Here is a 13,930-nt window from a genome sequence, read left to right as displayed (position 1 = left end):
ACGCAAAGGACTTTGCCATGATCCCGCTGCAAGACCTGCTGATTTTTGCCGCCGCTGCCCTGCTGATGGTGCTGACGCCGGGGCCGAACATGATCTACCTGATCTCGCGTTCGATCTGTCAGGGACGCAAGGCCGGGGTGACGTCGTTGCTCGGCGTGGTGGCGGGGTTCTTTGTGCATCTGTTTGCGGCGGCGGCCGGTTTGACCGCTGTGTTTCTGGCGGTGCCGATGGCCTACGAAGTGCTGAAATGGGCCGGCGCGCTGTACCTGCTGTGGCTGGCCTGGCAAGCGGTGAAGCCTGGCGCACGCTCGCCGTTCCAAGCGCAGCAATTGCCGGCGGACTCGTCGCGCAAGCTGATCACCATGGGCTTTCTCACCAGCGCGCTGAACCCGAAAATCGCCGTGTTCTATCTCTCGGTATTTCCGCAGTTCATCACCCCTGAACACGGCTCGGTGTTCACCCAAAGCATCATTCTCGGCCTGACCCAGATCAGCGTCAGTTTCTGCGTCAATCTGCTGATCGCGCTGTTCGCGGCGGGCATCGCTTCGTGGTTTGTGCGTAACCCGACGTGGCTGGCGCTGCAGCGTTATTTCATGGGCTTCGTCCTCGGCGGTCTCGCTGTGCGGCTGATGCTTGAGCAGCGCAGGACGCCGTGAGCATGTGGATCGAACGGCTGGACGCCAGTCATGCCCTGGCTTACCGCGAACTGATGCTCGAAGCCTATGACCGCCATCCGCAGGCTTTTACCTCAAGCGTGCGCGAACGCGCGGTGATGCCATTGAGCTGGTGGGAAGGGCGCCTGACCAGCAAGCTCGATGTGGTTCTCGGTGCCTTCGATGGGGGCACGCTCGCCGGCATCGTTGGCCTGGCCTTCGAACCGCGCGAGAAGGCGCGGCATAAAGCGACCCTGTTCGGCATGTACGTTTCAGCGGATTTTCGCCAGCGCGGCCTGGGCCATGAACTGGTGCAGGCGGCCATTGCCGAAGCGCAAAACCACCCGGCGCTGAAACTGCTCCAGCTCACCGTCACCGCCGGCAATGACGCGGCGTTCAAGCTCTATCAGCGCTGCGGCTTCATCCAGTTCGGCCTCGAACCACTGGCGGTGCGGGTGGGCGAGGACTATTTCGACAAGATCCATATGTGGCGTCAACTCTGATATTCCACTGATCCCTGTGGGAGCGAGCCTGCTCGCGAAGGCAATCTGACAGTCACTATTTGTGTGTCTGATACATCGCTTTCGCGAGCAGGCTCGCTCCCACAAGTGACTCAGCGCACGGCGCTGACACCGTCGAGAGTCGAGAACGACGTGTCTTTCGCCGTCAGCAGAAAATCACGCATGTACGGCGCATCGAGCATGTCGGTACGAATCGCCGCGTACAACGTCGCGAACAAGCCTTTTTCCCCCAGCCGTTTGCCCTTCACGTAACCGCGCGAGCTGTATTCATGCAACGCCCAGTGCGGCATGCCGCAGACGCCACGGCCGCTGGCAACCAGTTGCATCATCATCACTGTCAGCTCTGAAGTGCGCACTTGGGCCGGCTCGATGTCGGCCGGTTCCAGGAAGCGCGTGAAGATGTCGAGGCGGTCGCGTTCCACCGGGTAGGTGATCAGCGTTTCCGTCAGCAAGTCTTCGGGGACGATGTACGGTTTGCTCGCCAGCGCATGCTGATTGGCCACCGCGAGCATGGCTTCGTAGGTGAACAGTGGCACATAAGTGATCCCGGCGATTTCCAGTGGATCGGACGTCACCACCAGATCCAGATCGCCACGGGCCAGCGCCGGCAACGGAGCGAAAGCGAAACCCGAGGCGAGGTCGAGTTCGACTTCCGGCCAGGCATCGCGGAACTGGTCGATGGTCGGCATCAGCCACTGAAAGCAGCTGTGGCATTCGATGGCCATATGCAAACGCCCGGCGGTGCCACCGGCCAGCCGACCGATATCCCGTTCAGCGGCGCGTAACAGCGGCAGGGTCGCATCGGCCAGTTGCAGCAGGCGCAAACCGGCACTGGTGAAGCGCACCGGTTTGGTCTTGCGCACGAAAAGAGCCATGCCCAAGCGCTCCTCAAGCTCCTTGAACTGGTGCGACAGCGCTGACTGCGTCAGGTGCAAACGGTCGGCGGCATCGACCAGACTGTCGGCTTCGCGCAAGGCATGCAGGGTTTTCAGGTGGCGGATTTCAAGCACCGATGGCTCCATGAGGAAAACTTTTGATTAACGCAAAGAGGGTGAGTTTGTCTCAAGTTGAGAGCGCTGTCGACGATTACACCTTTTTACGCGTGCAGTCTCGAAGTCGCCTGCCATTCCCTGATCGTTTCAACGGCTCAACGTGGGTTCCGTCGTCGAACCATTGGCTGCGCGAACACCTCGCCGCGCTACTGTCAGATCTGACAGTAGCGACGGGCGGTAGCACGTGTGGATTCAAATCCCTTCGAAATGCTGCAAAACAATCGACTGTGCGGTGATTCTGGAATCGAGCAGGGTCGGGTCGTCAGCGTGAGTCAGGTGGCGATGCGCTGGCAGTTTCAGGTGAGCCCTTTCGAATTTGCGCAAAGGTCGGGTCGCCGAGCGGTAATGGAAATGTGCGTACCAGAGCAGTTGCTCAGGTTCGCGCGTGATGTTCCAGATTTCATATTCCTGCAGGTAGTCGGGTTGCCCCTGATGGTCGGTGATGCGCCGGATCGCAAGGGGTCGGCGGATCACTACGGCGTTCTGTCCGATGAGGTCATCAAGCATACCGTCGGTGGGCTTCTGACTGGTCAGTGAGTATTGGGTGCGCAGGGCACGACCTTCGACGATCAGCTCAGCGGCCTGATCGCGCAATTGCTGAATGATCGGCTGCTCTGGCGACTTGGCGGCGATGCGATTGGCGCGGGTATTGAGCTCGCCTGCCTGGCTGGTCATCATGTGTTCCAGGTTGACAGGGAGCATGTCCCGGTCGGCGTTGCTCTGCACTTTGGCGCGGTAAGCTGCCACGTTATCCAGACGCTGCTGTGCTTCGGTGAGCAGTTTGGCCAGACTTAACACGGCGGGCGAACGGGTTGCGATGTTTTGCGGATTGGTCAGGCGTAATCTGCCATCGGCGCCTTGTTCCCAGATCTCTTCATGGCCACCAGGCCCGGTACTTTTATATTGTCGGGTCTGGGTCGCACTGTCCCATTGCTCGACGCCATGGCGCAGTTGATTGTCTTCCGTGATGAACACACGCTGTTGCGGTTGTCCTGCAACGCTTGGCCCGGGCGGTTTGTTGATCCCGGCGCGCGCCCGATCGGCCAGTCGGTCAACGCCTTCAAGCAATGGCTCGACCACTTCCAGATGAAAGAATTGCGGATAGCTGGCGGTCCAGGCGGCCATCTCGCGACGGTACTCGACACAGACGTCGACGCACTCCTGAAGAATCCGGTTACGTTGGGCGACCGTGCCAAGAATGTTCGGCAGGTCGTACTGGCTGTACAGGACACGGTCGATGTTATTTCGAAGTGGCTCCGCCAGTTCCAGCAGATAGAGCCACGACGCATCATCGGGGCTGCCGGCTTTCTTGACGATCTCAAGGCGTTGAGAGGTTTTCAGGTACAGCAGGGATGTATCGCTGTGCAGAACGTTGATGTTGTCGACGAGTGCGGACATCTTCGGCCGGTCTTTGGCAAGCATACGTTCATACCATTGATTGACCTGCTCCTTGAACCCTTCCATATGGTCGAGCTTTTTCACGATCTCGACACGCAAGACACGTATCTCTTCCATGATTTCCAGGCGCCGGGCCAGTGTGCCGTCTGGCAGAGCATCGCGTACCTGCTTGAGCTCCTTGATCTTCAGTGTCATGGCGTGAACATTGTGCGATGCGTGAACTGCGCGCCGCCGATAGCGATCGGTCAATAACCATGCGGTCTTGCTTTGCATATCGGCGACTTCCCTGCGCTTTCTGCGATGGGCCACCTCAGTCAGCTCGGTCAACGTCTGGTAACGCTGTTGGGCTAATTGGATATCGCCGACGCAGGCGGCTTCGACCGCCGGCCACATGGCGGGGCGTTCCGCTACAGAGGCGGCGCGGTAGGCGTTCAGTACCAGGTCGCTTTTTGCACCTCGGGCCTGCAGTTGATCAGCCAGTTCGTCAGCGGCGGCGGTCAGTTGATGGTGACGGCGAAAGTTTCGATCCACCAGCCAGCGCGGCAGGCGCTGCCGAATCGCCGGTGGCCAGTAAGCATCCAGCGTATCGGCGACACGCCCGGCAATATTGCCGCCACCGGCCAAGCCGCTTTCAAGGGGCTCCCCGTAGACGCCGAACCATGTGTCCCATTGCCCGTTTTCATCCAGTGCGATCGGCTGCTTGTAAGTTTTTCGCGAGTTACCGGACAGACGCCAGCTGCGCGAATCCCGGCTCAGCTCCACTGGGTAGAGGCGACCCTGACGTTCAATGAAATCACCCTCGGCATGCCGGTAGATCCCGCGGTAGAGGCCATGGCTGGCGGGTTCTGTGCCTGTCAGGGAAATCGGCTTTTCATATTCGTAATCCTTGAAGCGCGCCAGCACATGCCGGGCGTGACGCTGCGTTTTGATCTGCAATGCCGCCACGTTGCGGACCACCGCGTGAAGTTGGCGCGCCCGAGTCAACGCGCGGGTCGTGCGCGAGAGAGTCGAGGCGGCTGCTTCGCCCGGGAGCAAATCCATGAAAGCGTCGACCAACGACAGCAGCATCGACTCGATTTCCACCAGACCGTCAGCCACGTCGCCACGCAGAAATGCAGCGACGGCCTGATTGGCAGCGGTCCAGGCCTGATAAAGCGCCAGCACACTGCCGACGAAGGGCACCATCCCCAGCGCCATTTTTATGTAGTTAAAAGCGCGCGGACCTTTCAGGGCATAGCGCTCGAAGAACAGTTCATCGTTGGAGCGCGACGTGCCGCGATGGGCTTCGATCAACCGGCCCATGTGAGCATCGAGCAGGTGCGCTGCCAGCGAGGTACTTGCCGGCCAGCGCACGCCCACTTCAATAATGGCGTCGAAGTTTTTTTCCACGGCCTGGCCGATACGGCTGATATGAGCCCTGACGTTGCCTTGCAACGTCCTGCCCGCCAGATACTCGATCCACTTGTCACTCCCGCACAACCGGAACAACCCTTTGCGCGCCGCTTCAAGATTGTCGTAGCGGCGGAAAAACTGCCCGTCCTGGCTGTCTGGCAGATACAGCAAAGTGACGCCGCTGATCTGTTCTTCGATCAGGCTGACGCCGGACAGGGTTACCGGCCCTTCGCCGGGGGTATCCTTGCCGCCTGCTTTCAGAGCGACCGGCAGCAGGACCAGGCGCTTGCCGTTGGCTTGCCACGCGTCTACGGTGCTGGCATCGATGGCGATGTTCAGCAAGGCGGACTCATCACGGCTGAGATGTTTTTGCAGGCGGGCAGTCTCGCTTTGTATTTTGAGCATCAGCCGCCATGGCTCGATCAGGCTTTCCCGGCGATGCTGTTTGACGAAGAGCGACTCGCTGCTTGCGCCCCTGAATGCTTCATTGATCTTCTGTTCATACGCCTTGGGCAGATCCAGTTCCGGCAGCACCTTGCGCAGATACCTCAGGTTGATGCCGTTGAGCAGGCGGGAGCGATCCTTTTTATGCGTCGCGGTGACCTCCAGGCGCAGGAAGACCAGGCGTTGCGACAGCGAGTCATTGAGCACTGATTGCACATTATCGATATTCAGCTGGGCCAGGTCCTCAAGTGACATTTTGCTGCGGGACTTGCCAGGGACAATGACGGTGGTTTTGCGAATGCCACCGGGCCCTGCCTCAGGAACCTGTTCGGTAGTGGTCGAGTCGGGCAACTCGACTTGTATGGAAAAATGGCCTTCAAGGGAAAAATCCTTGCGCAGTCGGGCGTACAGGTGTCGGCGGGTGAAGTCGTCACGCGGTTCCAGCGCGAGCGTCATAAGGGCGTGGCTTGTGCGCATCGCTGCGATATACGCCTCGATGTTGTGTTTCAGCCCGTTACGCTCATTCTCGTTGAGTCTGGTCAACCAGCCTGGCCGATGGCCGGCGAGGGTGGCGGTGCGTTCCTGCTCTTGCAGGTGAGCAAAGGCCAGGCTTCGGGCGTCGTGCAGCGGAACCTGCACAGTGGCGAGACAGCCTTGGCGCAGAATTTCCAGGGCGTCCGCCTGCTCGGGCAGACCGCGCAGAAGGGTGGCTTTTGATTCGAAGTCGGTTATCAGCTCATTGAGGCAGTGATGCAGCGGGTCTGTGGTGAGCGGGCTCAGTTGCAGGGTCAGATCGCTGGCGTGGTCCGCAATCCTGAACACCTCGCGCTCCAGTGTCTGGCGATCAGCAAAGCGCTGCAGGCCCCCACCGGTGCCTGGCCAGTAGAGCAGCAGACTGGACGTCGATGCCCGGTCCGTGAGCATCACCTGGCGTCCGATCACCAGCACGCCTTTGAGCCGTTCACTCTGCGTCGTACGTATCTCGTCCTTGGTTTCGGTCAGTGACAAGGTCAGGCTCGCTGCCGTGATGTCCGGGTCGCGTTCGGCGGCAACAGGGTTGTCCAGCACGGCTTTGAGCAGATCGTGATCGGCGCTGTCGAGTTGGCCCAACGCCGCTTGCAGATTGCCTTCGGCATACAAGCCATCCCGGTGCGCCTGACGCAGGGCCGTGAGCGCCGTGTTGAAAGTGCTGACGTCGAGCGGATTGTCGCGGTACAGCAGGGATGAGGCGGCGGTCTCGCCGGCTTGCTCAGCGGTTTCCAGCGTTTTGAGGGCTTCCTTGCATTGCCGATATCGAGCACCGTCGCCATCGTTGCTCTGCAAGCGTTCAAGCGCATCGCGTTCGCGTTTGAGCGCTGATTGTCGCACGGCCAGTGGAATGCCGGCCGACAGGCTGCCGAACAGCGATTCGTCCTCCATCTCGCTATCACTGCCGGGCGTGAGCGGTTTTGGCGGGGCCGCCACAATGATCGCGCTGCTGCGTTGATGATCGATCAGGTCGACATGTATCAGTGATCGCGCGCCGTGCTCTTTGATCCCGGGAGTGTCTTTGTTGGTATTGCTCAACGCATCGAGTTGCGCGTGGTGTCGACCTGCGAACAGATCGCTTGCCCCGGTGACCATCGGGTCGAGCGCTGCGCTGTAGTCAACGCGCAGTATTTCCTTGGGCAGTCCCGTGGGGATCGGTACCTGACGGGTCAGCCACGTCTGCATTGCTGCGCGTGTATTGAAGGCCTGGATCGATGTGGCGTTGCAGGGCAGATAAAGCAATGGTGCCGCTGTGGACACATCGCCGACGCTGACGACCCATGCACCGGGGAGTTTGACCTTGCTGTCGTTGCTCAGTACCAGCGCCAGTTTTTCCGTATGAATGGGCTGACCATCGATCGTCAGCGCGTCAGCACCTGAATCAATGATCAGTTGCAGCGTTTTGAGTTGCGCTGCGGTAATCGTCTGATGAGCGAGAGCCATGTGCGCAGTGGCTTCGAAATGCGCACGGTAAAGCTGCGTGGCTCGGGTACGGCGCGACACAGGCGTGCGCGGCGCTCGCGCGTCCCAGAATTGTGCCCAGCGAGTCTCGTGGCTTTTACGTGGGTCGAGGGCTTTGAGTTTTTCCAGGAGTTGCAGGGGCTTCAAGGCATACAACGGATGATCTGCGCCGATACCGGTGAGGTCACAGCGCTGATCCAGGTCGGTTTCCAGCGTCGGCTGTTGAACGACAAAGGCACAGGCATCGGTGAGGCTGACGATATGTTCCGGCTGGTCATCGGTGGCAGCAAAGCGCAGTCCGGTTTTTTCGCCATCCAGTTGCAGTTGTTGGCGCAGCAGTTCATTGACGCTGTCGCGCAGGGCCGGGCTGGCGGCAAACAAGTCGCGCAAACCCTCACTGCTGGTGCGCCAGCGTTGGTTGGCCCGCAGCAGCAGACTGTGATCAATCGTTTTCGGCAGGTGCTCGACGGTCTCTGGCAACGGTGACGGTGCGGGGAGCTCATCCAGAATAAGGCGATCGGGCATGGTGGCGTGACTCGCATTGGCGGGGCGGGGAATCCGTCCCTGAGCGGGTCATTCAAGAGAAATCGCGCAAGGCGATGGCGGTACATAGATATTCTTTGCGACCAGCGTCCATGACCGCTCGGCACTCTTCATCAAACTGTCATGGAAGTGTGGCAGCGCGCTTGAACAAACTTCATCAGACTCGCGCTCTACTGGGGTTCTGCGTTTCGGTGTTTTTCATGGTTAAGGCTTTTTTATCGGTCGCGGCTGTTTTGGTCGCGATTTTTTTCGGACCGTCGTCCTGGGCGGCGGCGCGTTGCGACGTCAATGTGCCGACAGAGCACGTTGATCTGCAGCAGGTGAGCCTGGCTTACCAGAGCATTGGTCGCGCGTCGGATCCGGCGTTGTTGCTGGTCATGGGCCTGGGCGGACAGTTGATCCACTGGCCGGACGAAGTGGTGGTCGCGCTGTGTCAGCAGGGCTTTCGGGTGATTCGCTATGACAACCGCGACGTCGGTCTGTCGACCTGGCGTCAGGCGCCGGCCGAAGCCAACCTGACCTTTGAAGTACTGCGCTACAAGCTCGGTCTGCCGGTGTCGGCGCCCTACAGTTTGACCGACATGGCTGACGATGCGCTGGGCTTGATGGACGCGCTGCACGTTGAGCAATTCCACGTGCTGGGCGCGAGCATGGGCGGGATGATTGCCCAGCACATGGCGGCAATGGCCCCGCAGCGGGTCGAGAGCCTGACCTTGATCATGACCACTTCGGGCGCCGAAGGATTGCCGGCACCGAGTGCCGCGCTGGTTCAGTTGTTGTCGCGTCGCGGCGCACCGAATCGTCAGGTGGCACTGGAGCAACAGGCTGATTTGCTGGCGGCACTGGGTAGCCCGGCGGTCGCGGATGACCGGCAGGCCTTGCTGCATCAGGCTGCGCTGTCGTATGACCGTGCGTTCAACCCCGAGGGCGTGAAGCGGCAGATCATGGCGATCCTTGCCGAGCCGAGCCGGGTGGCATTGCTCAATCAATTGCGGGTGCCGACGCTGGTGGTGCATGGCACGGCGGATCCGCTGTTGCCGGTGATGCACGGGGTTCATCTGGCGGCGCATATTCGCGGCAGTCAGTTGAAGCTGATTCCGGGGCTGGCGCATCGTTTTCAGGAGGCGTTCAAGGCGCCGTTGCTGGCGGCGGTGCTGCCGTATTTGCAGGCGCATCGTGAAGACACCTCGCACTGGGCGCAGATTGAACCGGTGGTGGGCGCGAATCTGCTCTAAACAAAAGTGGGCGGTGTTGGTATGGCCCCTTCGCGACCTCATTTGGAATGCGTACCTCTGTGGGAGCGAGCCTGCTCGCGAAGGTGCCGTTACGGTCACCACAAAATCCGGAGCAGGTGTATCGTGCAAACTTTCCCGCACGATTTCCCCTGCGAGGTGTTTGATGAATTCCGCTCTGAAAATCGACTTTGTCAGCGACGTGTCCTGCCCTTGGTGCGTCGTCGGTTTGTATGGCCTGTTACAGGCATTGGAAATTCTGCGCAACGAAGTGCAGGCCGAGATCCGATTTCAGCCATTCGAACTGAATCCGAAAATGGGTGCCGACGGGCAGAACATTGCCGAGCACATTCAAGAGAAATACGGCTCGACCCCGGAGCAATCGCAGAAGAATCGCGAAGCCATTCGCGCCCGTGGCGCCGAACTGGGGTTTGCCTTTCGCACTGATGGCAACAGCCGCATCTACAACACCTTCGATGCGCATCGCCTGTTGCACTGGGCCGGTCTTGAAGGTGTGCAGTTGGCCTTGAAAGAGGCACTGTTCAAGGCCTATTTCAGTGATGGCGGCAATCCGTCCGATCACCGGCAACTGGTGCAGATTGCTGAAAGTGTCGGGCTGGATCGTCAGCGAGCCGAGGCTGTACTGGCGTCGGACGAGTTTGCCGATGAGGTGCGTGAAGAAGAACAGCTGTGGCTGCAGCGCGGGGTGAGTTCGGTGCCGACCGTGGTGTTCAACGGGCAGTACGCGGTGACGGGCGGGCAGCCGGTGGAGACGTTTGTTGGCGCGATCCGGCAGATCATGGCGGAGTCCAAGGGCGGGACGGTCAGCTGATATCGGTAGGAGCCAAAAGCCCCTCACCCTAACCCTCTCCCGGTAGAGGGGACTGACGTTGTATTTGGCTATCCGCCGACCTGATGCATTGAGTCGATTATGGATTCGGTACTGCACTTTCACGTCGGCGGAGATCTTCAATATTCAGCGGTCGGCCCCCTCTCCCTCTGGGAGAGGGCTGGGGTGAGGGTCAGCTGTGTAACCGAACCCAGACCGTCACCAACACCGTAGCAGCCATCAACCACGCCACCGCCGCCACGGCCAACGAAGCCTCCAGTCGCAGCCGATCCACCATCACATACAACGTCGCCAGATACACAAAGTACGGAATGATCGACCACATGCCGAACACGATCGTGGTCTTCAGATCTTCAATCGAACGCCCCTTGCCGACGATGTAATGCGCAATCAATGCAAACGTCGGAAACAGCGGCACCAGCCCGGCGATGTAGTAGTTTTTGGTCTTCGACAGCGCCGCGATGATCAGCACCACCGCTGCGCCCAGCAAGGCTTTGAAAAAAAGATCCACATCGTTCTCGCTTAATGGCTCAGGCCGTATTTTTTTACTTTGTCGAACAGCGTGGTCTTGGCCATGCCCAGCTCAAGACTGGCCTGAGTCAGGTTGCCGCCGCTGCGTTGCAGGGCGTCGCTGAGCAGGTTGCGTTCGAACGCTTCCACCGCTTCGGCAAACGCCAGGCCTTGTCCACCGCTGCTGGCGCCGGATTTTTTGAACGCTGGCAGGCCGAGGGCAAAACGCTCGGCGACGTTGCGCAGCTCGCGCACATTGCCTGGCCAGTCGTGGCTCATCAGGTTAGACAGGGTCTGGTTGTCCAGCTCCGGCAGCGCGCGGTCGAAACGCAGGGCCGACTGCTGGGTGAAGTGTTCGAACAGTTGCAGGATGTCTTCGCGGCGCTCGCGCAGGGGCGGCAGTTCCAGGGTCACGACGTTGAGACGGTAATACAGGTCGCTGCGGAACTCACCGGCCTTGCTCGCTTCGTCGAGGTCGGATTTGGTCGCCGCGATGACCCGGCAATCCACGGCCACGCTCTGGTTCGAGCCGAGGCGTTCGAGGGTGCGTTCCTGCAACACGCGCAGCAGCTTGATCTGCAACGGCAACGGCATGCTTTCCACTTCGTCGAGGAACAGCGTGCCGCCGTCGGCGTGTTCGATCTTGCCGATACGCCGCTTGCCGGCACCGGTGAAGGCATTGGCCTCGTGGCCGAAAATCTCGCTTTCGAAAAGGTTTTCCGGCAGGCCGCCGCAGTTGAGTGCGACGAATTGTTTGCTGTGGCGACGACTGAAATCATGCAAACAGCGCGCGACCAGCTCCTTGCCGGTACCGGTCTCTCCTTCGATCAATACGTTGGCCGAGGTGTCGGCGACGTTGGCGATCAGTTCGCGCAGATTCTGCATCGCCGGCGAGCGGCCGATGATCCGCCCCTCGAGGGAATCGCGTTCGGCCAGTTGGCGGCGCAGCGAAGAGACCTCGCGGGCGAGGCTGCGTTGCTCCAGCGCACGCCGCGCGACGTCGACCAGACGCTCCGGCGAGAACGGTTTTTCCATGAAGTCATAGGCGCCTTTCTGCATCGCGCCAACGGCCATGGAAATGTCGCCGTGGCCGGTGATCAACACCACCGGCAAGCTGCGATCGCGTTGTTTGAGGCGGGTCAGCAACTCCAGGCCATCGATGCCCGGCAGGCGAATGTCACTGATGACGATGCCGGCAAAGTTGTCGCCGACACGCTCGAGCGCTTCTTCGGCGCTGCCAACGCCGACACAGGGGATGTCTTCCAGCGTCAGCGCCTGTTGGCAGCCGAGCAACACATGGGGGTCGTCTTCGACGATCAGCACACTAAGGTCGTGGTTCATATTGGCTCGGCAGGAGTAGGGCTTACCAACGGTAAACTGAGGACGAAGGTGGTGCCACCGCTGGCGGGGTGTTCGACACCCAGATGCCCGCCGGTGGCGGCCGCGAGGCTGGCGGAAAGGGTCAGACCAAGGCCCAGGCCTTGTTCGCCGGGCTTGGTGGTGAAGAAGGGTTCGAACAGATGCTTGCGCGCTTCGGCGTCGATGCCATGGCCGTTGTCACGCACGCGCAGACGATATTTGGCGTTGAACTCTTCGCCCTCCAACCACAGCTCGGGCAGGGGTTGCGCCTGCATGGCGTCGAGGGCGTTGCCGATCAGGTTGACCAGAATCTGCTCGAGGCGGGTCTGGTCGATCTGCACCTGGACATCAATGAACTGGCGGTGAATGTTGACCGCCGAACTCTCCAGGCGTGCCCCGAGCAATTGCAGCGCTGCCTCCACGGCTTTGCCGAGGCTGGCCTGGCCCTGGTTGTCACCGCGCCGGGCGAACGAACGCAGGCTGGCGGTGATCCGGCCCATGCGGTCGATCAGCTCGTTGATGGTTTTCAGATTGGTGCTGGCGACATCCAGTTGACCCCGTTCGAGGAAGCGCACGGTGTTGCCCGACAGCGTACGCATCGCTGCCAGCGGCTGGTTCAATTCGTGGGCGATGCTGGTCGACATCTGGCCAATGGCAGCGAGTTTTCCGGCCTGCACCAGCTCATCCTGCGCACGGCGCAGGGTCTCTTCGGCCTGACGGCGTTCGCGGATCTGGCTCTTCAGACGCTCGTTGCTGGCGCGCAGGTCGGTGGTGCGTTCGGTAATCCGACGCTCCAGTTGATTGTTGGCTTCCTGCAAGGCTTCGCGGGCGGCAAGTCGGGTGGCGATGACCTTGCGCCGCTCGTTCCAGGCGATCAACAGGAACGCCACCAGCGCAAACGCGACCGCCACCAGAACCCCTTGGTTGATGGCTTCGCGACGCAGGTCCTGCAACGGCGTGAGCAGGGTGAAATTCCACGGCGTGTCGGTCAGTGGCCGGGTCTGCGCCAGATAGCTTATGTCGTCATCGTCGGAGCGCACTTCGCTGTTGGCGGGGAAGGTGAGTTTTTCCACACCTTCGGACAGGGTTTCCCGGGCCAGCGGTTGCAGCTCGTTGAGCGGGAACCAGTAGTACTGCAGGCTGCGCGCGAGTTTTTCTTTGATTTCGTCACTCAGCGGAATCACTGATTTAAGGCGACGTGCCGGATCACTGGAAAGAATGATGATGCCGTTTTCATCGCTGACAAAGGCTTCGAGACGTGCGCGTTGCCAGCGTTCTTCCATGGCTTCCAGGCGCACCTTGACCACAGCGACGCCGATGATCTTGCCGTGCTCTTCGAGGCCGTGGGCGAGGTAATAACCGGGCTCGCCGTTGGTGCTGCCGATGCCGTAGAAACGGCCTGGCTCGCCGCGTACGGCTTTTTGGAAATAGGCGCGGAAAGACAGGTCTTCACCGAGGTAACTGTCGACATCGCGCCAGTTGCTGGTGGCCATGACACGGCCAGTGGTGTCCATCACGTAGATGGCCCGACTGCGGCTGCGCCGGTTCAGGCCTTCAAGGTAATCGTTGACCGCTTGCCGGTTTTCCGGAGTCGGGTCGGCCAGCAGCTGCGACACACTCGTTTCGAGTTCCAGCAGGCTGGGCAGGTAGGTGTATTTGCTGATTTCGCTTTCGACGGCGCGTGCGTTCAGTTCGAGCTGGCGCTGGCCGTTTTCGCTGAGGCTGCGAATGCCAAAATGCTCACTGGTCCAGAAGCCGACGTAACCCAGACCGATCATCAGGATGATGACCAGCGGCGGCAGGAACAGATGACGAATCAGACGGGGTTTCACGGCAAGTGATGGCGGCGCGGCGCGATAGAGATTGGGGTCGCATTTCATCACAGTTGCCTTGGGTCAACCACCACAACAAACTTCACCAATCCCCTGTAGGAGCTGCCGCAGGCTGCGATCTTTTGATCTTTAAAAACAAAGTCAAAAGATCGCAG

The 13,930-nt window shown here is 60.3% G+C and carries 9 protein-coding genes; 4 read left to right on the top strand and 5 right to left on the bottom strand.

Annotated features, from left to right (window positions below; all coding sequences use genetic code 11):
• The first annotated feature begins 17 nt into the window (after positions 1-17).
• Both PMI23_RS00485 and PMI23_RS00480 read left to right on the top strand, forming a co-directional pair.
• Complete coding sequence (locus PMI23_RS00485; RefSeq protein ID WP_007916748.1) at positions 18-656, top strand: LysE family translocator; 639 nt, start codon at positions 18-20, stop codon at positions 654-656.
• A gap of 2 nt (positions 657-658) precedes the next feature.
• Positions 659-1,156, top strand: coding sequence for a GNAT family N-acetyltransferase (locus PMI23_RS00480; protein WP_007916741.1), 498 nt, complete (start codon positions 659-661; stop codon positions 1,154-1,156).
• A gap of 110 nt (positions 1,157-1,266) precedes the next feature.
• Here the strand turns inward: PMI23_RS00480 and metR are convergent, their stop codons facing one another.
• Both metR and PMI23_RS00470 read right to left on the bottom strand, forming a co-directional pair.
• Complete coding sequence (metR, locus tag PMI23_RS00475; protein ID WP_007916739.1) at positions 1,267-2,184, bottom strand: transcriptional regulator MetR; 918 nt, start codon at positions 2,182-2,184, stop codon at positions 1,267-1,269.
• Positions 2,185-2,418: 234 nt separating this feature from the next.
• Positions 2,419-7,974, bottom strand: coding sequence for a dermonecrotic toxin domain-containing protein (locus PMI23_RS00470; RefSeq protein ID WP_007949593.1), 5,556 nt, complete (start codon positions 7,972-7,974; stop codon positions 2,419-2,421).
• Positions 7,975-8,192: 218 nt separating this feature from the next.
• On the opposite strand from PMI23_RS00470, the gene PMI23_RS00465 reads away from it, so the two are divergent.
• The gene (locus PMI23_RS00465) at positions 8,193-9,227 is read left to right on the top strand and encodes an alpha/beta fold hydrolase (protein ID WP_007916736.1); all 1,035 of its coding nucleotides are present in this window, start codon (positions 8,193-8,195) and stop codon (positions 9,225-9,227) included.
• Positions 9,228-9,390: 163 nt separating this feature from the next.
• Positions 9,391-10,056 carry a DsbA family oxidoreductase gene (locus tag PMI23_RS00460; protein ID WP_007916735.1) on the top strand — a complete coding sequence of 222 codons (666 nt, stop codon included), beginning with the start codon at positions 9,391-9,393 and terminating at the stop codon, positions 10,054-10,056.
• A 190-nt stretch (positions 10,057-10,246) separates the two neighbouring features.
• On the opposite strand, the gene PMI23_RS00455 is transcribed toward PMI23_RS00460, so the two are convergent.
• Genes PMI23_RS00455 through PMI23_RS00445 form a run of 3 tightly spaced genes read right to left on the bottom strand, consistent with a single transcriptional unit; the run spans position 10,247 to position 13,823 of the window.
• Positions 10,247-10,585, bottom strand: a complete 339-nt coding sequence (locus tag PMI23_RS00455) for a GlpM family protein (protein ID WP_007916734.1) — start codon at positions 10,583-10,585, stop codon at positions 10,247-10,249.
• Between the two features lie 11 nt (positions 10,586-10,596).
• A complete protein-coding gene (locus PMI23_RS00450; RefSeq protein WP_007949592.1) occupies positions 10,597-11,925 on the bottom strand; it encodes a sigma-54-dependent transcriptional regulator in 1,329 nt (442 codons plus the stop codon).
• Positions 11,922-13,823 (bottom strand): sensor histidine kinase, encoded by a 1,902-nt coding sequence (locus PMI23_RS00445; protein ID WP_007916731.1) that lies wholly within the window; start codon positions 13,821-13,823, stop codon positions 11,922-11,924. Before PMI23_RS00445 ends, PMI23_RS00450 begins: the two co-directional genes overlap by 4 nt.
• Between the last annotated feature and the right edge of the window lie 107 nt (positions 13,824-13,930).

Origin of the sequence: Pseudomonas sp. GM24 (assembly GCF_000282235.1) — a bacterium.
In the GTDB taxonomy this organism is placed as follows: domain Bacteria; phylum Pseudomonadota; class Gammaproteobacteria; order Pseudomonadales; family Pseudomonadaceae; genus Aquipseudomonas.
The sequence above is the reverse complement of the archived record's forward strand: the minus strand, read 5'-3'. Positions and strand labels throughout refer to the sequence as shown.

Coding starts and splice junctions, on each gene's coding strand:
- PMI23_RS00485 (WP_007916748.1), top strand. CDS start 18: ATGATCCCGCTGCAAGACCTGCTGATTTTTGCCGCCGCTGCCCTGCTG.
- PMI23_RS00480 (WP_007916741.1), top strand. CDS start 659: ATGTGGATCGAACGGCTGGACGCCAGTCATGCCCTGGCTTACCGCGAA.
- PMI23_RS00470 (WP_007949593.1), bottom strand. CDS start 7,974: ATGCCCGATCGCCTTATTCTGGATGAGCTCCCCGCACCGTCACCGTTG.
- PMI23_RS00465 (WP_007916736.1), top strand. CDS start 8,193: ATGGTTAAGGCTTTTTTATCGGTCGCGGCTGTTTTGGTCGCGATTTTT.
- PMI23_RS00460 (WP_007916735.1), top strand. CDS start 9,391: ATGAATTCCGCTCTGAAAATCGACTTTGTCAGCGACGTGTCCTGCCCT.
- PMI23_RS00450 (WP_007949592.1), bottom strand. CDS start 11,925: ATGAACCACGACCTTAGTGTGCTGATCGTCGAAGACGACCCCCATGTG.
- PMI23_RS00445 (WP_007916731.1), bottom strand. CDS start 13,823: ATGAAATGCGACCCCAATCTCTATCGCGCCGCGCCGCCATCACTTGCC.